Source organism: Arthrobacter sp. LjRoot78, assembly GCF_964254335.1.
GTDB lineage: Bacteria > Actinomycetota > Actinomycetes > Actinomycetales > Micrococcaceae > Arthrobacter.
The window spans coordinates 3,600,647-3,624,950 of record NZ_CAXUTG020000001.1 but is presented as its reverse complement, the minus strand read 5'-3'; the positions used below and the strand labels follow the sequence as shown (position 1 = coordinate 3,624,950).

General features: G+C 66.6%; 26 protein-coding genes. 17 read left to right on the top strand and 9 right to left on the bottom strand.

The annotated features are described in order from the left end of the window. Positions 1 to 47: 47 nt before the first annotated feature. From rhaI to ACSQ1X_RS16860, 7 genes are all read left to right on the top strand, one after another. Positions 48 to 1,214, top strand: coding sequence for an L-rhamnose isomerase (rhaI, locus tag ACSQ1X_RS16890; RefSeq protein ID WP_436058500.1), 1,167 nt, complete (start codon positions 48 to 50; stop codon positions 1,212 to 1,214). Between the two features lie 4 nt (positions 1,215 to 1,218). Beyond that, complete coding sequence (locus ACSQ1X_RS16885; protein WP_436058499.1) at positions 1,219 to 3,255, top strand: bifunctional aldolase/short-chain dehydrogenase; 2,037 nt, start codon at positions 1,219 to 1,221, stop codon at positions 3,253 to 3,255. Between the two features lie 5 nt (positions 3,256 to 3,260). Continuing rightward, entirely contained in the window at positions 3,261 to 4,733 is a 1,473-nt protein-coding gene (locus tag ACSQ1X_RS16880; RefSeq protein ID WP_436058498.1) for a rhamnulokinase, read from the top strand. A 148-nt stretch (positions 4,734 to 4,881) separates the two neighbouring features. Further along, positions 4,882 to 5,892 carry an acetylxylan esterase gene (locus ACSQ1X_RS16875; RefSeq protein WP_436058497.1) on the top strand — a complete coding sequence of 337 codons (1,011 nt, stop codon included), beginning with the start codon at positions 4,882 to 4,884 and terminating at the stop codon, positions 5,890 to 5,892. A gap of 346 nt (positions 5,893 to 6,238) precedes the next feature. Further along, positions 6,239 to 7,363, top strand: coding sequence for a 3-deoxy-7-phosphoheptulonate synthase (locus ACSQ1X_RS16870; protein ID WP_436058496.1), 1,125 nt, complete (start codon positions 6,239 to 6,241; stop codon positions 7,361 to 7,363). Positions 7,364 to 7,531: 168 nt separating this feature from the next. Continuing rightward, complete coding sequence (locus tag ACSQ1X_RS16865; protein ID WP_055804781.1) at positions 7,532 to 7,744, top strand: helix-turn-helix domain-containing protein; 213 nt, start codon at positions 7,532 to 7,534, stop codon at positions 7,742 to 7,744. Between the two features lie 183 nt (positions 7,745 to 7,927). Then, the gene (locus ACSQ1X_RS16860) at positions 7,928 to 8,026 is read left to right on the top strand and encodes a 30S ribosomal protein bS22 (protein ID WP_003792170.1); all 99 of its coding nucleotides are present in this window, start codon (positions 7,928 to 7,930) and stop codon (positions 8,024 to 8,026) included. Between the two features lie 123 nt (positions 8,027 to 8,149). Here the strand turns inward: ACSQ1X_RS16860 and ACSQ1X_RS16855 are convergent, their stop codons facing one another. Next, positions 8,150 to 8,968 (bottom strand): HAD family hydrolase, encoded by an 819-nt coding sequence (locus ACSQ1X_RS16855; protein WP_055804779.1) that lies wholly within the window; start codon positions 8,966 to 8,968, stop codon positions 8,150 to 8,152. Positions 8,969 to 9,065: 97 nt separating this feature from the next. Here ACSQ1X_RS16855 and ACSQ1X_RS16850 point away from each other — a divergent pair, with 97 nt between their 5' ends. Together ACSQ1X_RS16850 and ACSQ1X_RS16845 are read left to right on the top strand one after the other, a co-directional pair. After that, the gene (locus ACSQ1X_RS16850; protein WP_043483637.1) at positions 9,066 to 9,320 is read left to right on the top strand and encodes a glutaredoxin family protein; all 255 of its coding nucleotides are present in this window, start codon (positions 9,066 to 9,068) and stop codon (positions 9,318 to 9,320) included. A gap of 78 nt (positions 9,321 to 9,398) precedes the next feature. Continuing rightward, positions 9,399 to 10,094: a redox-sensing transcriptional repressor Rex gene (locus ACSQ1X_RS16845; protein WP_055804776.1), complete on the top strand. Its 696-nt coding sequence runs from the start codon at positions 9,399 to 9,401 to the stop codon at positions 10,092 to 10,094. A gap of 53 nt (positions 10,095 to 10,147) precedes the next feature. On the opposite strand, the gene ACSQ1X_RS16840 is transcribed toward ACSQ1X_RS16845, so the two are convergent. From ACSQ1X_RS16840 to ACSQ1X_RS16830, 3 genes are all read right to left on the bottom strand, one after another. Continuing rightward, complete coding sequence (locus ACSQ1X_RS16840) at positions 10,148 to 10,930, bottom strand: hypothetical protein (protein WP_436058495.1); 783 nt, start codon at positions 10,928 to 10,930, stop codon at positions 10,148 to 10,150. A gap of 265 nt (positions 10,931 to 11,195) precedes the next feature. Further along, positions 11,196 to 12,020: a hypothetical protein gene (locus tag ACSQ1X_RS16835; protein WP_436058494.1), complete on the bottom strand. Its 825-nt coding sequence runs from the start codon at positions 12,018 to 12,020 to the stop codon at positions 11,196 to 11,198. A gap of 230 nt (positions 12,021 to 12,250) precedes the next feature. After that, entirely contained in the window at positions 12,251 to 12,799 is a 549-nt protein-coding gene (locus ACSQ1X_RS16830; RefSeq protein WP_055804769.1) for a YceI family protein, read from the bottom strand. 221 nt (positions 12,800 to 13,020) lie between these two features. Here ACSQ1X_RS16830 and ACSQ1X_RS16825 point away from each other — a divergent pair, with 221 nt between their 5' ends. The 5 genes from ACSQ1X_RS16825 to ccsB all read left to right on the top strand — a co-directional run bounded on the left by ACSQ1X_RS16825 (position 13,021) and on the right by ccsB (position 18,057). Continuing rightward, the gene (locus ACSQ1X_RS16825) at positions 13,021 to 13,686 is read left to right on the top strand and encodes a histidine phosphatase family protein (RefSeq protein WP_436058493.1); all 666 of its coding nucleotides are present in this window, start codon (positions 13,021 to 13,023) and stop codon (positions 13,684 to 13,686) included. 74 nt (positions 13,687 to 13,760) lie between these two features. After that, positions 13,761 to 14,336, top strand: a complete 576-nt coding sequence (locus tag ACSQ1X_RS16820; protein ID WP_055805119.1) for a TlpA family protein disulfide reductase — start codon at positions 13,761 to 13,763, stop codon at positions 14,334 to 14,336. Between the two features lie 15 nt (positions 14,337 to 14,351). Next, positions 14,352 to 15,107: a cytochrome c biogenesis CcdA family protein gene (locus tag ACSQ1X_RS16815; RefSeq protein ID WP_436058492.1), complete on the top strand. Its 756-nt coding sequence runs from the start codon at positions 14,352 to 14,354 to the stop codon at positions 15,105 to 15,107. Next, complete coding sequence (resB, locus tag ACSQ1X_RS16810; protein WP_436058491.1) at positions 15,107 to 16,897, top strand: cytochrome c biogenesis protein ResB; 1,791 nt, start codon at positions 15,107 to 15,109, stop codon at positions 16,895 to 16,897. The genes ACSQ1X_RS16815 and resB overlap by 1 nt, the downstream gene beginning before the upstream one ends. Further along, positions 16,897 to 18,057: a c-type cytochrome biogenesis protein CcsB gene (ccsB, locus tag ACSQ1X_RS16805; protein ID WP_436058490.1), complete on the top strand. Its 1,161-nt coding sequence runs from the start codon at positions 16,897 to 16,899 to the stop codon at positions 18,055 to 18,057. Before resB ends, ccsB begins: the two co-directional genes overlap by 1 nt. Before the next feature lie 44 nt (positions 18,058 to 18,101). Here the strand turns inward: ccsB and ACSQ1X_RS16800 are convergent, their stop codons facing one another. The 4 genes from ACSQ1X_RS16800 to trxB all read right to left on the bottom strand — a co-directional run bounded on the left by ACSQ1X_RS16800 (position 18,102) and on the right by trxB (position 22,327). Next, positions 18,102 to 19,298 (bottom strand): MFS transporter, encoded by a 1,197-nt coding sequence (locus ACSQ1X_RS16800; protein WP_436058489.1) that lies wholly within the window; start codon positions 19,296 to 19,298, stop codon positions 18,102 to 18,104. Between the two features lie 2 nt (positions 19,299 to 19,300). After that, complete coding sequence (locus ACSQ1X_RS16795) at positions 19,301 to 19,735, bottom strand: low molecular weight phosphatase family protein (RefSeq protein WP_055804757.1); 435 nt, start codon at positions 19,733 to 19,735, stop codon at positions 19,301 to 19,303. A gap of 52 nt (positions 19,736 to 19,787) precedes the next feature. Continuing rightward, positions 19,788 to 21,161 carry an FAD-dependent oxidoreductase gene (locus ACSQ1X_RS16790; RefSeq protein ID WP_436058488.1) on the bottom strand — a complete coding sequence of 458 codons (1,374 nt, stop codon included), beginning with the start codon at positions 21,159 to 21,161 and terminating at the stop codon, positions 19,788 to 19,790. A 188-nt stretch (positions 21,162 to 21,349) separates the two neighbouring features. Continuing rightward, a complete protein-coding gene (trxB, locus tag ACSQ1X_RS16785; RefSeq protein WP_436059358.1) occupies positions 21,350 to 22,327 on the bottom strand; it encodes a thioredoxin-disulfide reductase in 978 nt (325 codons plus the stop codon). A 217-nt stretch (positions 22,328 to 22,544) separates the two neighbouring features. Between trxB and ACSQ1X_RS16780 the strand changes: the two genes are divergently transcribed. Further along, positions 22,545 to 22,895 carry an ArsR/SmtB family transcription factor gene (locus ACSQ1X_RS16780; RefSeq protein WP_055804751.1) on the top strand — a complete coding sequence of 117 codons (351 nt, stop codon included), beginning with the start codon at positions 22,545 to 22,547 and terminating at the stop codon, positions 22,893 to 22,895. A 35-nt stretch (positions 22,896 to 22,930) separates the two neighbouring features. After that, positions 22,931 to 23,416, top strand: coding sequence for an N-acetyltransferase family protein (locus ACSQ1X_RS16775; protein WP_436058487.1), 486 nt, complete (start codon positions 22,931 to 22,933; stop codon positions 23,414 to 23,416). Between the two features lie 49 nt (positions 23,417 to 23,465). Here the strand turns inward: ACSQ1X_RS16775 and ACSQ1X_RS16770 are convergent, their stop codons facing one another. Further along, on the bottom strand, positions 23,466 to 23,924 hold the full coding sequence (locus tag ACSQ1X_RS16770) for a PLDc N-terminal domain-containing protein (protein ID WP_055804748.1): 459 nt from the start codon (positions 23,922 to 23,924) through the stop codon (positions 23,466 to 23,468). Positions 23,925 to 23,984: 60 nt separating this feature from the next. On the opposite strand from ACSQ1X_RS16770, the gene ACSQ1X_RS16765 reads away from it, so the two are divergent. Beyond that, positions 23,985 to 24,299: a DUF4229 domain-containing protein gene (locus tag ACSQ1X_RS16765; RefSeq protein WP_436059357.1), complete on the top strand. Its 315-nt coding sequence runs from the start codon at positions 23,985 to 23,987 to the stop codon at positions 24,297 to 24,299. Positions 24,300 to 24,304: the final 5 nt, after the last annotated feature.

The window sequence follows — 24,304 nt, the reverse complement described above, 5'->3', positions numbered from 1 at the left end:
CACCACCCCCCCATACCGCAGCAACACAAGAGACCGGAATAACCAACATGAATGACGTAGCAACGGCGCTGGGCAGGCTGGAAGAGCTTGCCATCGAAGTACCCTCCTGGGCCTATGGCAACTCGGGCACCCGCTTCAAGGTGTTCGGCACGCCGGGCACCCCGCGGACCGTGCAGGAGAAGATCGCCGACGCCGCGAAGGTGCACGAACTGACGGGCCTGGCTCCCACCGTTGCCCTGCACATTCCGTGGGACAAGGTGGATGACTACGCCGCCCTGCGCGAGTACGCGGCGGGCCTGGGCGTGGGGCTGGGCACCATTAACTCGAACACGTTCCAGGACGACGAGTACAAGTTCGGTTCCCTGACCTCCTCGAACGATTCAGTGCGCCGCCGGGCCATCGATCACCACCTCGAGTGCCTGGAGATCATGCACGCCACAGGCTCGAGCGATTTGAAGATCTGGCTGGCGGACGGCACCAACTACCCGGGCCAGGACGACATGCGCGGCCGGCAGGACCGCCTCGCCGCATCCCTGCAGGAGATCTACGCCGCCCTGGGCGATAACCAGCGCCTGGTGCTGGAGTACAAGTTCTTCGAGCCGGCTTTTTACCACACCGACGTTCCGGACTGGGGCACGTCCTACGCCCAGACCCTCGCTTTGGGCGAGAAGGCGTTCGTCTGCCTGGACACCGGCCACCACGCGCCGGGCACCAACATTGAGTTCATCGTCATGCAGCTGCTGCGCCTGGGCAAGCTCGGTTCCTTCGACTTCAACTCCCGCTTCTACGCCGATGATGACCTGATCGTCGGTGCGGCGGACCCGTTCCAGCTGTTCCGCATCATGCACGAGGTGATCCGCGGCGGCGGGTTCGGGAAGGACTCCGGTGTGGCCCTGATGCTGGATCAGTGCCACAACCTGGAAGAGAAGATCCCGGGCCAGATCCGCTCCGTCCTCAACGTCCAGGAAATGACCGCGCGGGCGCTGCTGATCGACACCGCCGCCCTGGGCGAAGCCCAGCGCGCCGGCGATGTCCTGGCCGCGAATGCGGTGTTCAACGATGCCTTCTACACAGACGTCCGGCCCATCCTGGCCGACTGGCGCGAGTCCCGCGGCCTGCCCGCGGACCCGCTGGCGGCCTTCAAGGCCAGCGGCTACCAGAAACAGATCAACGAAGACCGCGTGGGCGGTCACCAGGCCGGATGGGGCGCATAAGAGCATGACTAACAAGACTGTTGAAGACCTGATTGCCCGTTCCAACCACTTGGGCGCGGACAAGCGGAACACCAACTTCGCCGGCGGCAACACCTCGGCGAAGGGCACCGAGAAGGACCCGGTCACGGGCGAGGACGTCCAGCTGCTCTGGGTCAAGGGCTCCGGCGGGGACCTCGGCACCCTGAAAGCCGAAAACCTGGCAGTGCTCCGCCTGGACCGGCTGAACGCACTGAAGAATGTCTACCCCGGGGTGGACCGCGAAGACGAAATGGTGGCCGCTTTTGATTACTGCCTGCACGGCAAGGGCGGCGCTGCGCCGTCGATCGACACCGCGATGCACGGCCTGGTGGACGCGGCGCACGTGGACCACCTGCACCCGGACTCGGGCATCGCCATTGCCACCGCGGTGGACGGGGAGGCACTGACCACCAAGATCTTCGGTGACAAGGTGGTGTGGGTGCCGTGGCGCCGCCCCGGTTTCCAGCTTGGCCTGGACATCGCCGCGATCAAGGAAGCCAACCCGCAGGCCGTCGGCACCATCCTGGGCGGCCACGGCATCACCGCCTGGGGCGCCACCAGCGAGGAAGCGGAAGCCAACTCGCTCTGGATCATCGACCAGGCCGAAAACTACATCGCCGAAAACGGCCGTCCGCAGCCGTTCGGCGCGAAGCTTCCCGGCTACGCCGCACTCCCCGAAGCAGAACGCCGGGCCAAGGCCGCCGCGCTGGCACCGGTGATCCGCGGGCTGGCGTCCACGGACAAACCGCAGCTGGGGCACTTCAGTGATGACGCCGTCGTGCTTGAGTTCCTGGAGTCTGCGGAGCACCCAAGGCTGGGAGCCCTGGGCACCTCCTGCCCGGACCACTTCCTGCGCACCAAGGTCAAGCCGCTGATCCTGGACCTGCCCGTCGACGCCTCGGTGGAGGACTCCATCGCCCGGCTGCATGAGCTGCACGCCGACTACCGCGAGGACTACCAGGCCTACTACGACCGCCATGCCGACGCAGATTCCCCCGCCCTGCGTGGCGCCGACCCGGCCATCGTGCTGGTCCCGGGTGTGGGGATGTTCTCCTTCGGCGCCAACAAGCAGACCGCCCGGGTTGCCGGGGAGTTCTACCTCAACGCGATCAACGTGATGCGCGGCGCCGAGGCGGTCTCCACCTACGCCCCGATCGAGGAATCCGAGAAGTTCCGGATCGAGTACTGGTCTCTCGAGGAAGCCAAGCTCGCCCGCCTGCCCAAGCCGAAGTCGCACGCCACCCGCATTGCGCTGGTGACCGGTGCGGCGTCGGGCATCGGCAAGGCGATCGCCACCCGCCTCGCCGCGGAAGGCGCCTGCGTGGTTATCGCGGACCTGAACCTGGAGAACGCCCAGGCCGTCGCCGAAGAGCTCGGCGGGCCGGACGTGGCCATCGGCGTGCAGGCCGACGTCACCGACGAAGCCCAGATCGCCGCGGCGATCCAGGAAGCGGTGCTGGCGTTCGGCGGGCTGGACCTGGTGGTCAACAACGCCGGGCTGTCCATCTCCAAGCCGCTGCTGGAAACCACCGAGAAGGACTGGGACCTGCAGCACAACGTCATGGCCAAGGGTTCGTTCCTGGTGGCCAAGGCCGGCGCGAAGGTCATGATCGACCAAGACATGGGCGGGGACATCATCTACATCTCCTCGAAGAACTCCGTGTTCGCCGGCCCGAACAACATCGCCTACTCCGCCACCAAGGCCGACCAGGCCCACCAGGTCCGGCTCCTCGCGGCCGAACTCGGCGAATACGGCATCCGCGTCAACGGCATCAACCCCGACGGCGTGGTCCGCGGCTCCGGGATCTTCGCCGGCGGCTGGGGCGCAAAGCGCGCCGCGGTCTACGGCGTGGATGAGCAGGAACTGGGCAAGTACTACGCCCAGCGGACCCTGCTCAAGCGCGAAGTGCTGCCTGAGCACGTGGCCAACGCCGCCGCGGTCCTGACGAGTGCCGAACTGTCCCACACCACCGGCCTCCACATTCCCGTGGACGCCGGTGTGGCCGCCGCTTTCCTGCGATGAGTAACGTGCCATCAAGCGATATCGACGGCGGTTTGTTCGCCGGCAGTGTCTTCGCCGCCGTCGATATCGGTGCCTCCTCCGGCCGGGTCATCCTCGGCCGTGTTTCCGGCCGCGCCGGTTCTGAAGGCAAAGCGACGTTGGAAACGGTGCACCGTTTCCCGAACGGTGTGGTGGAGTCCGACGGCGGCCTGCGCTGGAATTTCGACGCCCTGTTCGCCGAGGTGCTGACCGGGCTCGCTGCCGCGGCCAGTGTCGCCGGGGAGCGCGGTGAAACGATCAGCAGCATCGGGATCGACACCTGGGCGGTGGACTACGGCCTGGTGAATGCGGCCGGGGACCTCATCGCCCAGCCCTTCAGCTACCGGGATGACCGGTCCCGTGCCGCCGTCGCCCGGGTCCACCAAAAACTGGACCCGGCCCGTCTCTACGCCACCACCGGCCTGCAGTTCCTGCAGTTCAACACCATCTACCAGCTGGCCACCGAGAAGGACCTGGACGGGCTGCAGGCCCTGCTCATCCCGGACCTGATCGCGTTCCTGCTCACCGGGCAGCGGCGTACGGAATCAACGAATGCCTCCACCACGGGCCTGTTTGACGCCGTCGCGGGGGAGTGGGCCACCGAGTTCCTGGCAGCCCTGGGCTTGCCCAAGAAGCTGTTCCCGCCGCTGATCCAGCCCGGCGAAACGGTCGGAACCCTGCTGCCCGGCATCGCCGCCCGCACCGGGCTGGCCGAGGCCACGAAAGTGGTGGCCGTCGGATCGCACGACACCGCGTCCGCCGTCGCCGCCGTCCCGGCCGAACATGGGAACTTCGCCTACATCTCGTCGGGAACCTGGTCGCTCGTCGGGGTCGAGCTCCCGAAACCGGTGCTCACGGAGGCGAGCCGGCAGGCGAACTTCACCAACGAACGCGGCGTGAACGGCACCATCCGGTACCTCCGCAACGTCGGCGGGCTCTGGCTGCTCAGCGAATGCCAGCGCACTTGGGCTCAGCAGGGTTACACGGCAACACTGGACGAACTGCTCACGGCCGCCGCCGCGCTGCCGTTCGGCGGGCCCCAGATCAACGCCGACGATCCGTACTTCATCGCCCCGGACAACATGCCCGAACGGATCCGGGCAGCCGTCCGGAACACCGGAGCCGTCCTCACCGACGACCCGGCCGCCATCACAAGGTGCATCCTGGACAGTCTCGCCGCAGGCTACGCCCGGACCATCGCCGACGCCGAACGCCTCGCGGACGTACCCGTGGACGTGGTGCACATCGTGGGCGGCGGATCGCAGAACCGGCTCCTGTGCCAGCTCACCGCCGACGCCACCGGAAAACGCGTCATCGCCGGACCGGTCGAGGCCACAGCGCTCGGCAACGTGCTGGTCCAGGCCCGGGCCGCCGGCATTGTCTCCGGCGGCCTCGCCGAGCTGCGGGCACTCGTGCGCGGCTCGCAGGCGTTGGAAAGCTACCAGACGGCGCTGGTCTGAGTGGTGGGGTAGCGCGTCCAACAACGTCATCTGCAGTCGCGCTGGTACACGGTCCTCAACGTGGCGTCGTGACGGTTGAACCTGCCTTGCGCGCCTGAGAAGATACAACATCCTACCTATCGGCCCGCTTCACAGAACCGGAATACCCATGCCCCTCTTCGACCTACCGCTTGAGCAGCTCCGAAACTACACGTCCGGCGTCACCGCTCCGGCGGACCTTGATGCCTTCTGGGACCGCACTATCAGCGAGGCTCGGGAGTACCCGCTGGACGCCGTCTTCGAACCGGTGGACAACTACCTGACGGTGATTGATACCTTCGATGTCACGTTTGCGGGCTTCGGCGGTTCCCCGGTGAAGGGCTGGCTGCACCTGCCAGCGAACCGCCCGGCGGACGAGCCCCTCCCCGTCGTCGTGCAGTACGCGGGCTATTCGGGCGGCCGCGGGCTGTCCAACCAGGACACCAAGTGGGCGCAGGCCGGCTACGCGCACTTCATCATGGACACCCGCGGGCAGGGCTACGGCGGACTCCTGGGCCACACCGCCGACCCGCACCCCTCCGCCGGCGACGTGGCGCACGCAGGACTGATGACCCGCGGCGCCGGAAGCCGCGAGGACTACTACTACCGCCGGGTCTATGTGGATGCCTTCCGCGCGGTGGAGGCGGCGCAGGCGCATCCCGCCGTCGACGCCTCCAGGGTAGTGGTTGCCGGCGTCAGCCAGGGCGGCGGCATCACCGTTGCCGTGGCCGGGCTTGCGGCCGGAAGGCTCGACGGCGTGATCGCCGCGCTGCCGGACGTGCCGTTCCTGCAGGACTTCCCCCGCGCCATCGACATCACCCCGCGCGGACCCTATCCGGAAATCGCGGCATTCCTCGCCCGCCACCGCGACCGTTATGAGTCGATCCTCGCCGTGCTGAACTACTTCGACGGCGTCAACCTGGGCCGGGCGGCCACGGCGCCGGCGCTGTTCTCGGCCGCGCAGGCGGACGACATCTGCCCGCCGTCGACCGTTTTTGCCAGCTTCAGCGCCTACGGCGCGGGCGCTGGGAGCGGGGCGCCGGCCAAGGACATCGAGGTGTACCGGTTCAACAACCATGAGGGCGGCCAGGAACACCAGTGGAACCGCCAGCTCGAGTACCTGCGCAAGCTGCTCGGGTAATGCCTACGCCTCCCAACTGACTCGCAGTTAACGCTCCGAAAACGCGATTTCGGAGCGTTAACTGCGAGTCAGTTGGGGAGGGCGGTGAGCCGGGGGAGGGCGTCGGTGGAGTTTTGTGACGCCTCCGGGTTTGCGGCGGATGGTTTCCGCGGTTATGGTCTTGGCTATGACTAACCGTTGGTATGCGTATTTTTCGTTGGCTCTGGAGGGGCCCGCGTCTAACTGACACGCATCCAACTTTCCTTCAGAGCCAACAGGGCAGAGATCATTCTCTGCCCTTCGCCATTTCTCCGGCGGGTTCTGATTTGGGCCCGCTCCGCACCTTCCGGAACAGGACCCCGCACCCATGAGCACCGCAGCAGCCACCGAAACACAGCCTTCCAAGTCCACCTCAAACCTGCGCGTCAGCGAATTCCAGGCCCTGCCGTCACCCCAGGACATGATCGCGGAACTGCCGCTTGACGCCCGGGTCGCAGACGTCGTCGAACGCGGCAGGGACGAAGTCCGGGCCATCATGGACGGCGTGGACGACCGCCTGCTGGTGATCGTGGGCCCCTGCTCCATCCACGACCCCAAGGCCGGCCTGGAATACGCCCGCAGGCTGGTGAGCCAGGCCGAGAAGCACAAGGAAGACCTGCTGATCGTGATGCGGACGTACTTCGAGAAGCCCCGCACCACGGTGGGCTGGAAGGGCCTCATCAACGATCCCCACCTGGACGGCAGCCACGACATGGCCACCGGCCTGCGGGCAGCCCGCCGGTTCCTACAGCAGGTCACGTCGCTTGGCCTTCCCACGGCCACGGAATTCCTGGAACCCATCAGCCCGCAATACATGGCCGACCTCGTGTCGTGGGGCGCCATCGGTGCACGCACCACGGAAAGCCAGATCCACCGTCAGCTGGCGTCCGGGCTGTCTATGCCCATCGGGTTCAAGAACGGGACCGACGGCGACCTCCAGGTGGCAGTGGATGCCTGCAGTGCGGCAGCGGCCTCCCAGGCGTTCCTCGGGATCGACGGCGACGGCCGGGCCGCGCTGGTGGCCACGGCCGGCAACCCGGACACGCACGTGATCCTCCGCGGCGGCCGCAAGGGACCCAACTACTCCGCGGCCGACGTCGAAGCCGCCTCCGCCAAGCTGGCGGCCAAGCAGCTCAACCCCAGGCTCATTGTGGACGCCAGCCACGCCAATAGCGGCAAGAGCCATCACCGCCAGGCCGAGGTGGCCCTTGAAATCGGCGCGCAACTGGAAGACGGCGGAGCGGCAGCCGCGGCGATTGCCGGCGTCATGCTGGAGAGCTTCCTGGTGGGCGGGGCACAGAACCTCGACGTGGCCGAGCACGCCGCCGGTACGGACGAACTGGTCTACGGCCAGAGCGTGACGGATGCCTGTATGGAATGGGACGTCACGGCGTCGGTACTGGGCCAGCTGGCATCGTCAGCCCGCAAGCGCCGGGGCGCCTGCCAGGGCTGAAAGTCCCTAGTGGTTCAGCGAAAGTGGTTACTCAAAATGACTTTCACAATGGCACCATCAGCCACTAGAGTAACTAGCACAGGGTAGGTTGATGGCTCAGCATCGGCACACCGCAATGGGGTTTCAATGGGGTTGCCTTTATCAGCTGTTAACAAAGGAATAAGGGAAATGTCCGCAGAGTCTAACTTCTCGAACGCTCAGTTCCTGACTGTGGCCGAAGTGGCCGAGCTCATGCGCGTTTCCAAAATGACCGTGTACCGCCTTGTCCATTCCGGAGAGATGCCGGCCGTCCGGTTCGGCCGCTCCTTCCGGGTGCCCGAGTCCGCCGTCGAACAGTACGTCAAAGGTGCTGTTGTGGAAGGCCAGACGGACACCGCCTAACCTCCGCAGCGGCCGCAACCAAGGTGTGCGGTCAGGCGGGGTCAGTGGGAGCGCCGGATAAGCGGTACCCTGTTAGGGAACGTTTTTCGTTATTGTAAGAATCTGTTTGTTGTTTAGTCTGTTGCCTAGTCCACGGACCTCTTCCATCAGACAGGTACTCCATCTAGTTTGTAAGGAACTTTCGTGGGTTCAGTTATTAAGAAGCGTCGCAAGCGTATGGCCAAGAAGAAGCACCGCAAGTTGCTTCGTAAGACCCGCCACCAGCGCCGTAACAAGAAGTAGAGATACTTCCTACAGCGTGAGATGCCCGTTGCCTTTGGCAGCGGGCATTTTTCTTTGGGCCCTGACAGGCCCCGGCCGCAGTGCTGCGCCGGGCGCGTCCGGGCCGGCCGCCGCGGCGGAGTCCTAAACCGTGGGGCCGCGGAAGCGGGTGAAGCCCCGCCACAGGCCGTAGGCGGCGCCGCCGACAGTGGCGGCCTTCAGCCCAAGCGTGGCCGCGCGGCGTCCGGAGCGGAAGTCGTACACCGGCCAGTTGTTGTCCCGGGCGTGGCGGCGGAGCCGGGCGTCGGGATTGATCGCCACGGGATGGCCCACCATGCTCAGCAGCGGAATGTCATTGTGTGAGTCGCTGTAGGCCCAGCAGCGCTTGAGGTCCAGATCCTCGGCGTCTGCGATGCCCTGGACAGCCACAGCCTTGGCCTGGCCGTGCAGGATGTCGCCCACCAGCCGGCCGGTGTACGCCCCGTCCTTGACTTCGCCGACGGTGCCCAGGGCCCCGGTCAGGCCCAGCCGGGTGGATATCACGGTCGCCACCTCGATGGGTGTCGCCGTCACCAGCCACACCATGCGTCCCACCCGGAGGTGCTGCTGGGCCAGTGCCTTGGTGCCCGGCCAGATCCTGGACTCGATCATTTCGTCGAAGACTTCTTCGCCAAGGGCTTTGATGTCCTCCACGGTGATGCCGGCCGCCAGCGTCAGGGCCGAGTCCCGGACCGCATGGACGTCATCCATGTTCTCGCCGCGGAGAATGAACTTGAACTGCTTCCAGGCCATGCCTGCCGCCTGCGGCAGGGTGAACGCGCCGCGCTGATGCATTTTTCTGGCCACGTGAAAGAGGCTGGCGCCCTTCATGAGGGTGTTGTCGACGTCGAAGAAGGCGGCCTCGCCGTGCTGCAGCGCACCGGCCGGCTGCCGGATTACGGCGACGTACTTCTCCTCGGGCATGACTTGAGTCTAGTCAATGGTCGAGTCCACGCCGTCGAGTCCACGCTGTCGCGGGCTTGCCGTCGCAGCCGGGTGGCGGCCGGGCTACGGTTAAGGCATGGCAAAACCCGACGTCGTCCTGATCACCAAAGCTGACTGCCACCTCTGCGAGGCGGCGCGCGACGCCGTCGGACGGGTCACAGCGGCACTGGGACTCGAGTGGACGGAACAACTGGTGGACAACCAGCCGGAGCTGCGCGAGCGTTACGCCGAAGAGATCCCCGTTGTCCTGGTGGACGGCATCCAGCGGGACTTCTGGAAGATCGACGAAACCCGGCTGGAGCGGATCCTACGCCAGGCTGTGGCCAAATAGGCGCAGCGACTTCTGCTTTGTTGGCAGTGCGGAGGGGGCTCTAGAGTGGACTCACAACGCGACGCAATGGAGCAGATAGTGACTTCGCTGGATTCATCCCCCGAGGCTGTCCATGGGGATAGCGGAACTGCGGCCAAGCAGATTCCGCCCGCAGCCGTGGCCCGGCTGACCATCTATTTGCGCGCCCTCACCACAATGCTGGCCGAAGGCGTCGAACGCGTCTCGTCCGAGTCCCTCGCTGAAGCCTCCGGCGTCAGCTCGTCCACCCTCCGCAAAGACCTCTCGCACGTCGGGTCCTACGGCACCCGGGGCGTCGGCTACGAAGTGCAGTACCTCAGCCGCAACATCTCGGCCGCACTCGGGCTCACCCGGGACTGGAAAGTGGCAATCGTGGGCGCCGGTAACCTCGGCAAGGCCCTGGCACGGTACGGCGGTTTCGAATCGCGGGGCTTCGACGTGGTGGCGATTTTTGACGCCGACCAGATGGTGGTGGGCAACGAGGTGGGCTGGCTGCGCGTCAGCGACGTTGCGGACCTGGAGCCTGTCCTCCAGCGGACCGGTGCCAACATGGTGGTGCTCGCCCTGCCGGCCGCCGTGGCCCAGGGCGTGTGCGACCGCGTCATCGCGGCCGGCGTGCGAAGCATCCTCAGTTTTGCGCCCGTGATGCTCCAGGTGCCGCCGGGCGTGAACCTGCGCAAGGTAGACATGGCCACCGAGCTGCAGATCCTGGCCTACCACGCCCAGCGGATCCAGAACCCCGACGACGGCGAGTAATCCCGCCGTCGGGTCTCCCGCCGTCGGGTAATCCCGCCCTAAGAGTGCCGCCGCTAACGGCCGTAGGGGTAGCCCGGCTGCCCGTAGGGGCCGGCGTACGGCTGGTACTTCCGGAAATACGGCGCTGACCCGGGGAGGTACAGGAGTACGATCGCCGCGACGCCGGCCAGGATGGACGGCGTTCCGAGTCCCATCTGCAGAACGCCCAGTAGGGAGAACGCCGCGAAGATGGTGCCCAGGACACGGGCCCAGTTGCGGCCCTTTCGGATGTTGAACGCCACCAGCGCGTACAGCAGCACGCCGACGGCGGCAATCAGCACCACCATTCCCACAATGACGCCCTTCACGGCCTCGAAATCCACGTCGGCTCCGCTGGTGGCCAGCCTGGCATCGAACTGGCTCCGCATCGCGGGGTCGTCGATGGAACCTATTGACAGGAACACGGAGCCCACCCAGAGCGCGCACGCGACGATCAGCAGCCAGAACGAGAGGTTGACCAGCGGGGGAGCGGCGGTGCCCGAGTTTCCCTGCTGCGGCAATTCCGAGGGGTAGGCGAAGTACTGGGGCTTCCCGGACTGCTGCGGCTGCGCATATTGAGCCTGCCCGTACTGCGCCTGCCCGAACTGCTGCGGCGGCTGGCCGTATTGCGGCGCGGGCTGGCTGTACGGGGGCGCCTGCGCATACTGCGGTGCCTGCGCAAAGGCGGACGGATCCTGCCCGTACTGCGGTGCCTGCGCAAAGGCGGACGGATCCTGCCCGTACTGCGGTGCCTGCTGGCCGTAGGAACCGCCGCTTGGATCGCTGGGATACGACGGCGGGACGGGCGGAGTGCTCATTAGTGATCCTTTGCGAGTCGGTTACTCAGTAATCGGCACCGGGATCAGCCACCTCACCTGCCCCCAGCGTGATTTTGGTAACACGGTACCGTGCGGAAGGGCGTTCTGGGCATAGTTTGCGGCTCAATTTCCGCTCAAGAGGTTGCCGGCCAAACACAGAGGGCGCGGACTCCGGAGGCTCGCGACTGATGCCGCGGGTGCCGTCCAAAGTCCACGCCCTCCGGGTGTGGAATAGTGGTGCTGTGGTGTGGTGCTTCGGTGTGAGTTAGCGGCCGTAGGGGTTGCCCGGCTGGGCGTACGGACCGCCGAACGGCTGCTGCTTCTGGAAGTACGGGGCCGATGCCGGGAGGTAGAGCATCACGATGGCCGCGATCCCGAGCAGGACGGCGATGGTGCCGATGCTGAGCGGAAGCAGGCTGAAGATCGAGAGGGCAGCAAAAACGGTGCCCAGGATGCGCGCCCAGTTCTTGCCCTTGCGCACGTTGAAGGCAACCAGTGCGTAGAGCCCGGCGCCGATGAGGCCCATCACAACCATGGTTCCGATGACAACGCCCTTGATCGATTCAAAATCGATGTCTGCACCGCCTGCCCGCATCTGCTCCTCGAACGTGCTCCGCATGGCGGGATCATCCAGCGCGGGAATGGCGACCAGAAGGGAGATGAGCCAGAGGGCGCCCGCCGCAATGATCATCCAGAAGGCATTGTTGACCATCTTCGGAACCCCGCCGGCTCCGGGACCCTGCGGCTGTTCGGACGGGTACTGGGCATAGGGGGACTGGCCGTACTGCTGCGGCGCCTGGCCGTAGGGCTGCTGGCCGTACTGGGGAGCAGCGGGAGGCTGCTGCCCGTACTGCGGCGCGTTCTGCCCGTACTGGGGGGCAGCGGGAGGCTGCTGCCCGTACTGCGGCGCGTTCTGCCCGTACTGGGGAGCGGCCGGCGGCGTGTTTTGGCCGTACTGCGGCGTGGCCGGGGGCTGCTGGCCGTACTGGGGGGCGGCAGGTGACTGCGGCGCGTTCTGCCCGTACTGGGGAGCGTCGGGGCCAGGCTTGCCGTTCTCGGGTTCGTTCGGGGTGGCTGGAGGCGTGCTCATAGTTGGTCCTTCGCGGGTCGACTACTGACAAAACGGGTACCGGGATCAGTGACGGTTCCCCTGCCCCCAGCATGGTTTGGTTCCACCGTACCCCGCTGCGGTGGCCCGATGGATCATTCCGCAGAGGTATTCTGGCCGGTCAGGTTCAGCAGCCGGATTAAGCACAGCACCCCGCTCCGTCGCGGGGACGGAGCGGGGTGCTGTGGGGTGCAGAACTATAAGGCGAAGAACTAGGCCGCCGGAGCGATGAACGCGAGCTCGAGGTTGATGGCAACCTTGTCGCTGACCAGCACGCCGCCGGCTTCGAGGACGGCGTTCCAGGTCAGGCCAAAGTCCTTGCGGCTGATGGTGGTTTCGGCGGTGAGGCCGGCGCGGGTGTTGCCGAACGGATCGACAGCCACACCATGGAGCTCGGTCTCGAGCGCCACCGGGCGGGTGACGCCCTTGATGGTGAGATCGCCCTGGAGCTCGTAGGCGTCGCCCTTGGGAACGATCGCGTTGGAGACGAAGGAGATTTCCGGGAACGCCTCGACGTCGAAGAAATCTTCGCCGCGGACGTGGCCGTCGCGGTTGGCGTCGCCCGAGTCAAAGCTGGCGGTCTGAATGGTTGCGTTGACCTTGGAGTCGGCAACGTTCTGGGCGAGGTCCAGCGTGGCCACGGCGTCCGTGAACTGGCCGCGGACCTTGCTGATGCCTGCGTGGCGCACCGTGAAGCCGATTTCGCTGTGCGAGTTGTCGAGGGTCCAGGTGCCGGTGGTGATGTTGGCGGGCAGTGCCATGGTGTTGCTCCTTGTGATCTGGGGTGGAAGTTCTCTTGCGGAAGGACATCTGATCGCCAGCCGAAACTTCTTTGCTTGAAGTCTCAACTAACTGCTTCACCCAGTATAAACATGCATATGCATCTTTTATTCCAACTCCAGGGAACATTTCTCCAAACTTCTCAGTTCTACTTCCTGTAGAAGATTTCAGATCACCCGACATCTTTGAGAAACTGGTAAACATGCCCCAAGCCACTGTTCATCTCCTTCGCCATGGCGAGGTCCACAATCCGGACGGAATCCTCTACGGACGGCTGCCGGAATTCCACCTCTCCGAACTCGGGCAGCAGATGGCCAAGACGCTCGCTGTGCACTTCAGCGACCGCGTTGCCGGCGGGGCGAACATTGTGCATCTCGTGGCCTCGCCGCTGACCCGCGCCCAGGAAACGGCCCTCCCCATCTCCGAAGCGCTGAACCTCGAAATCCACACCGAAGCGCGCATCATCGAGGCCGGCAACCACTTCGAAGGGCTCCGGGTCAACAAGGCCGAGCTCCTCAAGCCCAGGCACTGGCCGCATCTGCGCAACCCGTTCACCCCGTCCTGGGGCGAGCCGTACAAAGCCCAGGCTGCACGCGTCATCGCCGCAGTCCAGGATGCACGCCTCCGGGCCATTGAGCTGGGCGGCGATCAGGCGGAAGCCATCCTGGTGAGCCACCAGCTCCCCATCTGGTCCACCCGCCTGAGCGCCGAGGGCAAGCCCCTCTGGCACGATCCGCGCAAGCGCGAATGCACCCTCACGTCCATCACGTCTTTGGTGTTCGACGACGACGGCACCCTCCTGCGCGTGGAATACAGCGAGCCTGCCGCCGCACTCCTGCCCGGCGCCTCGAACACCCCGGGGGCCTGAGCGTGGCCGGATTCAAGTTCAACAAGGCAGCCAGCGCACACGAAGCGACCAACGCCGCCTCCCGCCGCAGTGTCCTGGCCGCCGGCGGCCTGGGGCTGGCCGCGCTCACCCTGGGGCTTTCCGCATGCGCCCAGGAGGATGCCCTGGCCAAGCAGGCCAAGGCCGGGGACAACAAGAACTACGTGGCCGGTGACGGATCCGTGACCGAGTTCGCTGCTGCCGACCGCAAATCCGCCGTCAGCATCAAGGGGACGCTCTTCGACGGCACCACCGTGGAGCCGGCGGACTTCGTCGGAAAAGTCACCGTGCTCAACTTCTGGTTCGCAGCTTGTGCGCCGTGCCGCGTCGAAGCGCCGTCCCTCGAAGCCCTCCACCAGGAGTTCAAGCCCCAGGGAGTGCAGTTCTACGGCGTCAATCTCCGCGACGAAAAGGCCGCAGCCGAGGCGTTCGACAAGACGTTCAACCTGACCTACCCCAGCTTCCACGACAAGGACGGCGGCGTGCTCCTGGCCGTGTCCGGACTGGTTCCTCCTGGTGCCGTGCCCACCACGCTGGTGCTCGACAAGCAGGGCCGGGTGGCCTCCCGTGTCCTCGGGGAAATCCAAAAGGGCACGCTTAAGGCCCTGATCGCCGCCGCCGTGGCAGAGTAACGGCGGCGCTCCCACGTGAACAGCCCCTTCGCCGAAGCCATCCTGAACGGTTCCCTGCTGCTTGCCATCCCGGTGGCACTGCTCGCGGGATTCGTGTCCTTCCTCTCACCGTGCGTCCTGCCCCTGGTGCCGGGATACCTGGGCTATGTGACCGGGCTGACCGGCGTGGACCTGGAGAAGCAGAAGCGCGGCCGCATGCTGGCCGGAATCGGCCTGTTCGTGCTCGGCTTCTCGGTGATATTCGTCCTGCTCGGCGGAGCGTTCGGCCAGCTGGGCTCGATGCTCAGCGGCGGCCAGAATGCCTGGATCACCCAGGTGCTGGGCGTTCTGGTGATCATCATGGGCGTCGTGTTCATGGGCGGTTTCAGCTGGCTGCAGCGCGACGCCAAAATCCACGCCAAACCGCCGGCCGGACTGTGGGGCGCGCCGTTGCTGGGGATCACCTTCGGCCTCGGCTGGGCGCCGTGCATCGGGCCCACCTACTCCGCCGTCCAGCTCCTGAGCATGTCCGGAGGGTCCTCGGCCGCCAAGGGCGCGTTCCTGGCCTTCGTCTACAGCCTCGGGCTGGGTATCCCGTTCCTGCTGATTGCCCTGGCCGTGCGCCGGGGCGTGGGCGTGATGTCCTTCTTCCGCAAGCACCGGCTCGCCATCCAGCGGATCGGCGGGGGAATCCTGGTGGTCCTCGGCCTGCTGATGGCCAGCGGGGTATGGGGAGCCTGGGTGTCCGGGCTGCAGTACTGGTTCCAAACCGATGTGAAATTGCCGATCTGATGAGCGAGCGAGTGAACGAAAAGAAGAAGCCTGCACCCGCAGACAACGCTGCAGCGAACCCCGTGGCGAAGGCGAAGGCCGAAGCTGCCATGCCGGCGCTGGGGGTCAAGGGCATGCTGCGCTGGGCCTGGACCCAGCTGACCAGCATGCGCACCGCGTTGTTCCTGCTCCTGCTGCTGGCCGTTGCGGCCGTGCCCGGATCGCTGTTCCCGCAGCGCCCTGCGAACCCCTCAATCGTCACCCAGTACATTGCGGACCACCCGGACTACGGCAAGATCCTGGACTCCCTCCAGCTCTACGACGTGTACTCCTCCGCGTGGTTCTCCGCCATCTACATCCTGCTGTTCATCTCGCTGATCGGCTGCGTGGTTCCCCGCGCGATCGCCCACTACAGGGCCATGCGCTCCCAGCCTCCGCGCACCCCGGCCAGGCTCTCCCGCCTGCCCGAGTACGGCACGTTGGTGATCCCCGCGGATGCCGGGATCCCGGCGTCGGACGCTATTGCGGACGCTGCCGCGAAGCTGAAGAAACGCGGTTACCGCGTTGATGTCAGGGACGACGACGGCGAGCGGCCCTCTTTGGGGGCCGAGCGCGGCTTCCTGAAGGAAGTGGGCAACCTCGTGTTCCACACGTCGCTGATCGGCGTGCTGGTCTCCGTGGCGGCCGGTGGCCTGTTCGGGTACAGCGGGCAGCGGATCCTGGTGGAGGGCGACACGTTCGTGAACACCCTGGTGGGCTACGACCAGTTCACCCCGGGCACCAACTTCCAGAGCAGCCAGCTCCAGCCCTACTCCATCCAGCTGGACAAGTTCCAGATTACCTTCGACCGTGAATCGAAGGGCAAGTTCGGCCAGCCCATCGACTTCAAAGCGGACGTGACCACCCGGGAAACCCCGGATGCGCCGGCCGAGAAGCAGGTGCTGAAGGTCAACGACCCCGTCAGCCTGGGCGGCACCAGCATCTACCTCACCGGCAACGGCTACGCCCCCGTGGTGACCATCCGCGACGGCGCCGGCAACGTCGCCATGCAGGGCCCGGTGGTGGCGAAGCTGCAGGGCGACAACTACTACTCCTCCGTGGTGATCAAGGTCCCGGACGCCAAGCCGGACCAGCTCGGGTTCGCCGGGTTTTTCCTGCCCACGGCGTTCGTCACCGAGGAAGGCGTGTCCTTCAGCGGGGACCCGGAGTTGATCAACCCGCAGCTCACGCTGAACTCGTATTTCGGCGACCTCGGACTGAACGCCGGGGCACCGCAGAACGTGTTCGAGCTCGACGTGAAAAAGCTGACGCCGCTCAATGCCCGGAACCTCGACGCCGGCGGCATTACCCTGGCTCCCGGCAGCACCTATACGCTCCCGGACGGCAAGGGCACCATCAGCTTTGACGGCGTGAAGCGCTACATCGGCGTGGACATCCACCACAACCCGGGCCAGCTCTACGCCCTGATCTTCGCCCTGCTGGCGGTGGCCGGGCTCGTGACTTCCCTGTATGTGAACCGCCGGCGGGTCTGGGTCCGCACGGGTACGCACCCGGACGGCCGCACCATGGTGGAGTACGGTCTCCTGGCCCGCGGCGAAGACCACCGGCTCGCGGCGGAGGCGGAAACCATCCGCGGACTGCTGACGGAGGAATGGGGCCTGGACTCCCGGACGGCTTCACAGACAGCTCCCAGCGGGCCGGAGGATAATGGCCCCGCGGAGAGTGCCACCAAGGGCGCCTCCTCGGAATCTCGCCCAGAAGACTTCATCCAGTCAACAGCCGGCTCATCCGAGTCGAAGAAGGACCAGTAATGCTCGCCATCAACGAAACCATGGGCCAGTACAGCGAGCTCTTTATGCTGCTGGCCGCCGGAACGTACACGGTTGCCTTTATCGCCTTCGCCTGGGACCTGGCCAAGAGCAGCAAGGCGCTCCTCGCGGTGGACCTCAAAGCTGCGGCCGCGGCCGAGGCGTCCGCGGCAGCGACGGCCAAAGTCCCCGTGGCTGCCGGCGTCGGTGCCGGAGGCTCCGTTGACCGTGCAGGACGAGACCTTGCCGACGCCGACGACGCCCCGGTTGACCGCGCCGATTCGGACATCAGCGGACCTGCCGGCCGTGCCGAGCGGCCGTCGTCGGCCACCGGACGCGCCTCCAAGGGTGCCGTAGCTGGCGCCGGGCAGACGGCCGACGCCGGCATGCGCTACGCTGCCGAACGCCGCGTTCCCGCCCGCGTCGCTGTTGCCTTGACGGTGCTGGGCGTTGTGATCCACGGCGCCGGCGTGCTCACCCGTGCCCTCGGTGCGGGCCGAGTGCCGTGGGGCAACATGTACGAGTTCCTCACCACCGGCGCCTTCGTAGCCGTCGCTGTCTTCCTGCTGGTCCTGATCCGCCGCGACCTGCGGTTCCTGGGCACGTTCGTGATCGGCCTGGCGATCATCATGCTTGTGGCGGCCTCGGTGGCCTACTGGACCCCCGTGGGGCACCTGGTGCCGGCGCTGCAGAGTTACTGGCTGGTCATCCACGTGTCCATCGCGGTGCTGTCCTCGGCGCTGTTCACGCTGACGTTCGCGATGTCCGCGCTGCAGCTGGTGCAGGCGCACCGGCAGAAGACCATCGCCTCCGGCGGCGCGGACAAGCTGGGCTTCATGCGCCTGGTGCCTTCGGCGCTGAGCCTGGAAAACCTGTCCTACCGCATCAACGCCATCGCCTTCGTCGGCTGGACCTTCACCCTGATGTTCGGCGCAATCTGGGCCGAGAAGGCCTGGGGCCGCTTCTGGGGCTGGGACACCAAGGAAGTCTGGACGTTCGTGATCTGGGTGGTCTACGCGGGCTACCTGCACGCCCGAGCCACGCGCGGCTGGACCGGCACCCGCGCCGCGTGGCTGTCGATCGTGGGCTACCTCTGCGTGGTCTTCAACTTCACCATCGTGAACCAGTTCTTCAACGGCCTGCACTCGTACTCGGGACTGTAGCAAGCCGCCGGTCCGGCCTACCGCGCCGGAGTATCTGTGCCGGACTATCCGCGCCGTGAGGCCAGAACGGCCATAAGGGCAGCGACCGCTGCCACGCCGGCCATGGCGTACGCCATGCCCGTGTAGGAGCCGAGCCATACCGCGGCCGCCGGGCCGGCAGCGGGGGCGACGGCGGTGACTGCTGTGAGCGGTGCGGCGAAGGTTCCCTGCAGGGTGCCGAGGTTCCGCGCTCCCCACCGGTCGGCGACGACAGTGGCCTGCAGCAGGGTGTGGCAGCCGCGGACAGCGCCGGCCAGGATGCCTGCTGCGATCAGGACAGGCAGGGGTCCCGGCAGTGCGGCGAGCAGCAAGACCGCGCCGGCGGCAGCGCCGGTGATGGCAGGCAGGCGCGTCCGGACCGGAATGAAGCCGAAGAGCAGCCGGCCTCCGACCTGGCCTGCGCCCACGAGTCCGAGGCCCAGCGCGGCTGCGGCATAGCTGGCGCCCTTTTCCATCAGCAGGGGAATGATATTCAGTGTCGTGGCGTAGAGGCCGAGGCAAAGCAGCACCATCAGGCCCTGCAGGCGGCGGAACTCAGGGCTGCGGCGGATGGCGCGCACGCTGCTCAGGTCCAGGGTTCCCGCACCCCTTCGAGGGCCGGCATTCCAGGTTTTGTTGAGGTAGCGGGCGTGCAGCGGCACAGTGATCAGTCCCAGCAGCCCGGCGAGGACCAGGAAGGCCGCCCGCCAGCCGATGCTGCTGCTCAGGGCTGCGGTGAGCGGCGCGAAGATGGTGGAGGCGAACCCCGCTGCCAGGGTCAGGATGGTCAGGGGCCGGACCCGCCCGGTGCCGTACCAGCGGGTGATCACGGTGAACGCCGGCTGGTACAGGACCGCTGCCTGCGCAGTCCCGGCCAACAGCCAGGCGGCGGCAAACAGCGGCAGGACGGGTGCAAGGGCCACCAGGGCCAGGGCGGCGACTCCGACCAGCGAGCCGCCGATCATCAGGGTGCGGGGGCCGGTGTTGTCCAGGGCGCGGCCGACGAGGATGCCGGCGCCGGCGGACACGAGGAGCCCGGCCGAAAAAGCTCCCGTGACCAGCGCCGGCTCCCAGCCGGTGTCCCCCGAGATCGGCAGGACGGCGGCTGGCAGGGCGTAGTAGAGGATGCCCCAGCCGGTGGTCTGGGTGATGCACAGGGCGGCGAGGCCGCCGCGGGGTGCACCCTCCGCAACCAGGGCCGGGGCGTCGGCCGGGGCGGGCACGCCTAGTTCCCGGTCAGCTCCGCATACAGCTTCCGGACGCGGGCATTGATGTCGTCCCGGACCAGGCGCATGCGTTCCATGCCTTCGATGCCGCGTTCGGAAGGCTCGTCCGTTTCCCAGACCTCGAACCGGGTGCCTTCGCGGGGTTCGAGTTTCGCTTCGGTGCCCAGGACGATGACGGCGTCCACTGCGTCCACGACTTCTTCGGTGACCGGTTTCGGGTGTTCTCCGGTGATGTCGATCCCGAGTTCGGCCAGCGACTCCACGGACTGCGGGTTCAGTGACTTCCCCGGTTTGGTGCCGGCGGAGTAGACGGCGACGGTCCCGCCGGCCAGCTGCTTCATCAGTCCGGCGGCAAGCTGGGACTTGCCCCCGTTCTTGCTGCAGACGAAGAGGACGGCCGGGATCTTCGGTGTACTGCTGGGTTCCTGGGTCATAGGGGTGTTGGTTCCTTCGTGAGCGGTGATGCCTGCGGGGTCGAAGCGGGCGTTAGTTGATGCCGGAGCGGCCGTGGGAGAGCCCGGTGGGGAAGCCGACCAGCACGGGCTCCGGAGCGGCGCAGCAGCCGGATTCGGTGTCCGCGGCGGCTGTGGCGGGGACGTCGCAGCTGGTGCCGGCGTCGGAGGAGCAGACGCCGGTCTCCGGGAGTTCGAGCTGGACGGTCTCCGAGGCTTCGCGGTCCCCGGCGAGGGCTGCCACCACCGACCGGACCTGTTCGTAGCCGGTGGCGAGCAGGAAAGTGGGGGCCCGGCCGTAGGACTTCATGCCGACGATGTAGAAGTCCTTGTCCGGGTGTGCCAGGAGCCTGGCGCCGTGCGGGGGCACGGTGCCGCAGGAGTGGAATTCGGGGTCGATCAGCGGGCCAAGCCGGCGGGGCGCCTCCACGGCAGGGTCCAGTTCGAGCCGGAGTTCGCGCAGGATATCCAGGTCCGGGCGAAAGCCCGTGCAGGGCACCACGATGTCGGCGTCCAGGGTGCGTCCGTCAACGGCTGCCACGGTGACGTGCGAGTCCAGGGACTTGAGGGAGGAAATACCGAAGCCGGTATGCAGTTCGATGGTGCCGGCCTCGACCAGGCGGCGCAGCCGGCTGCCGAGCTGGCCTCGGGCGGGCAGTCCGTCGGCTTCGCCGCCACCGTAGACCTTCTCGGCGGAGGCGCCGCGGACGGCCCACAGGATCCGGGTTTCGGGTTCCGCCTTGGCGAGGTCCGCGAGGCTGATGAGCGTGTTGGCGGCTGAGTGCCCTGCCCCGACCACCAGGGCACGGCGGCCGGCGAAGGAGGCGCGGTCCCGGCCGGTGACGTCGGGCAGCGGCGAGGAGATCCGGTCCGCGGCGGTCTCTTCGCCGATGGCGGGCAGGCCCGAGATGCCGAGCGGATTGCGGATTGACCACGTGCCGGAGGCATCAATGACGGCGGCCACCGTGTGGTCGCGGACCTCTCCGCCCGCACCTTCCACCCGCACCACGAACGGTGCGGTGTCCCGGTTCCGGGTGTGGGTCTTGTCCATGCCGGACCGGGTCACCGCGACCACCCGGGCACCGGTCTCCAGCCGGGAAGCGATGGCCGGGAGCGCGGCGAGCGGTGCGAGGTAATCATCAATCAGCTGGCCGCCGTAGGGGAGGGCCGTGGGCCGGGGTGATTCCCAGCCGGAGGCTTCGAGCAGGCGGACGGCGGCGGCGTCGAGGTTGAACCGCCACGGTGAGAACAGCCGGATGTGGCGCCACTGTTCGATGGCGGCTCCCGCCGTCGTACCGGCCTCGAAGATCAGCGGCTCCAGGCCGCGTTCCAGAAGATGGGCGGCAGCGGCCAGGCCCACGGGGCCGGCGCCGATCACAGCGACGGGAAGGTTCGACGTCGAATCCAAGGTGTTCTCTTTCGTGAGTAGGTGTGGCGGTTCGCAAGCAAGGCGGAAGGCGGAAGGCGGCGGGAAGGGCGGCTAGCAGCAGTCCTGATCCGTGCAGGATTCGTCCTCGCACCAGCCGTTGTCGGTGCAGCATCCGGTATCCATACAGCTCACCTCCTTCCTGTTGGGAAGTTCTATTCAGCGAATCCCTAGGCGTGGGTTGGTTCCTCGACCAAGGCCGTCGCGATGCTGTCCGCATCATCCAGGGCGGCCAGGTACCGCTCCGCATCCAGTGCGGCGGCGCAGCCGGTCCCGGCGGCGGTGATGGCCTGGCGGTAGCGGTGGTCCACGGCGTCGCCGCAGGCGAAGACGCCCGTCAGGTTGGTGACCGTGGTGGGGGAGTCCACCTTGATGTAGCCCTCGGCGTCGAGCTCAACCTGGCCCTCGACGAGTTCCGTCCGCGGCACGTGTCCGATCGCCACGAAGATGCCCGTGGCGGCCTGCTCGCGGGTTTCCCCGGTCCGGGTGTCCGTGAGGGTGACACCGGTGACTTTGGGGTCGCCGTGGATGGCGGTCACGGCGGAGTGCCAGGCGAAGCTGATCTTGGGGTTGTCCTTGGCGCGCTGGGCCATGATGCGGGAGGCGCGGAGTTCACCCTTGCGGACCACCACGGTAACGGTCCGGGCGAAGCGGGTCAGGAACGTGGCTTCCTCCATGGCTGAGTCCCCGCCGCCAACGACGACGATGTCCTGGTCGCGGAAGAAGAAGCCGTCGCAGGTGGCGCACCAGGAGACGCCGTGGCCGCTGAGCTTCTTCTCCTCGGGCAGGCCGAGTTCCTTGTAGGCGGAGCCGGTGGCCAGGATGACGGCGGGTGCCTCGTAGGTGGCGCGGGCGCCGGTGACCACCCGCTTGAGGTGCCCGGACAGCGTCACTTCAGTGACGTCGTCGAACATCACCTGCGCGCCGAACCGCTGCGCCTGCTCCTGCAGGCCGTCCATGAGCTCCGGGCCCTGGATCCCGGACGGGAAACCCGGGAAGTTCTCCACCTCGGTGGTGTTCATCAGGGCGCCGCCGGCCGTTACCGAGCCGGCCAGAACCAGGGGCTTCAGGCCCGCGCGGGCGGCGTAGATCGCAGCGGTGTAGCCGGCGGGGCCGGAACCGATGATGATCAGCTGTTCGGTGCTCACTTCGGCGGTCATGTGGTCTCCTGGGTAGTGGTTCGTAAGCGCTGTGCCGCAACGCTGCGTAAACAAGTGCAACAAGGACGGGGCCTTCAATCAAGGGCCCGACGGCGCCGGCCGGTCTTTGTCCCGATGGAACCAAAAAAGATAAATTGATGAGGATCGATATAGAGAGTATCCCCACCTATATCGATGAATGTCAATCTATGTGCATAATTGGTCTATGAACTCTCTGCAGATCGTCGAAGCTCCGGTGGACGCCTCATGCTGCGTCCCGTCGGTGAAGCCGGCGCTGAGCGCTGACGAGGCCCAGCAGCGGGCCCTGGTCTTCAAGGCCCTTGCCGACCCGAACAGGTTGCGACTGCTGTCCATCGTCAAGGCGGGCGACTCGGGTGAGTCCTGCGTCTGCGACCTCACTGAACCGCTGGACCTGGGCCAGCCCACCGTGTCCCACCACCTGAAAATCCTGGTGGAGGCCGGGCTGTTGCACCGCGAGAAGCGCGGCACGTGGGCTTATTACTCCCTGGTCCCGGGCGCGCTGGAACAGACGGCCGGACTCCTCGAGAGCCTGTGAACCCGCAGTCGGCACCAGGCCTCACGATCCGCGCCATGACGGGCGCTGACTGGCCGGACGTCCAGCGGATCTACCGCGAAGGCATTGAGACCGGTCACGCAACCTTTGAATCCGAGGCGCCGGACTGGGAACGGTTCAACACATCGCGGCTGCTTCCGCACCGGCTGGTGTGCGAAACGCCGGCACACCGAATCCTTGGCTGGGCGGCGGTCTCGGCCGTGTCCTCCCGCCCGGCCTACGCCGGGGTTGTGGAGCACTCCGTCTACGTGGCGGCGGACGCCCGCGGCATGGGCGTAGGCGGGTTGCTGCTTCAGGCGCTGGCGGATTCCACGGAGGCCGGCGGGATCTGGACGATCCAGGCCAGTGTCTTTCCCGAAAACGAAGCCAGCCTCAGGCTCCACCTCGCCAACGGTTACACGGTTGTTGGACGACGGCGGCGCATCGCCCTCATGGTCCATGGCCCCTGCGCCGGGCAGTGGCGCGACACCGTGCTGATTGAGCGGCGGTCGACCGTCGTCTGACCCCGGGCCGAGTTACTTCCCCCGAGGCGTTACTCAACCGCGAATGGCGCTACTTGACCTCGTCGGTGCCGTGCGCGTCGGTCTCGGGGTGGTGTGATTCCTCGGTGTGCTTGTCGCCCCGATGGGTGCCGTTCGGCTTTCCCTTGCCCTCGGCGCCGCCGGCAGCGCTGCCATTGACCTGGCGTTCCTTGGCCTGGAGTTCATCCTTGAGCTTCTTCAGGCGGTCCGCTTCGGCCTGGTTGCGACGGCGGATTTCCAGGTTGCGCAGGAAATCGGGGTCGTCATCCGGCGCCGTGGTGTGGGTGTACGACTGCGGGGCGGGGCTGCTTCCACGTGGCCGGCCGATGATGAACCAAAGTGCCGCTCCCACTACCGGGAGGACAACCATCACCACGATCCAGGCCGTCTTGGAGATACCCCTGGTGAGGTGCTTGTCAGTCCGGATCACGTCCACGAGGCCATAGACGAATATGGCAAGAACGGCAACGGCGACCAATACACGGGGCATACCACCAGTCTAGCGTCCGGGCGCCGGGCGGCGGACGGCTAAACTTGGACTGTGGCCTTTATGAAATACTCCCTGATCCGTCTGGCACTGTTTGTGCCGCTGTTCGTGCTGTTCAGCTTCCTCCAAATCGGAATCCTGCTCGCTGCGGTCTGCGCCGGCCTCATCGCTTTCGCGATCAGCTACCTGTTCTTCCAGAAGCAGCGCGACGCCGCCACGGCCACCCTGCATGAGCGGTTCTCCGGCCGGGCCAAGCCCATCCGGACCGCCGGCGAGGTTGAAGACGCCGACGCCGAGGACACCCTGGTGGATGCCAACCCGGACATCACCGTCCGCTCAGAAATCCCCCGCACGGAAGGTCCCCGCAAGGACGCTTAGGGGCA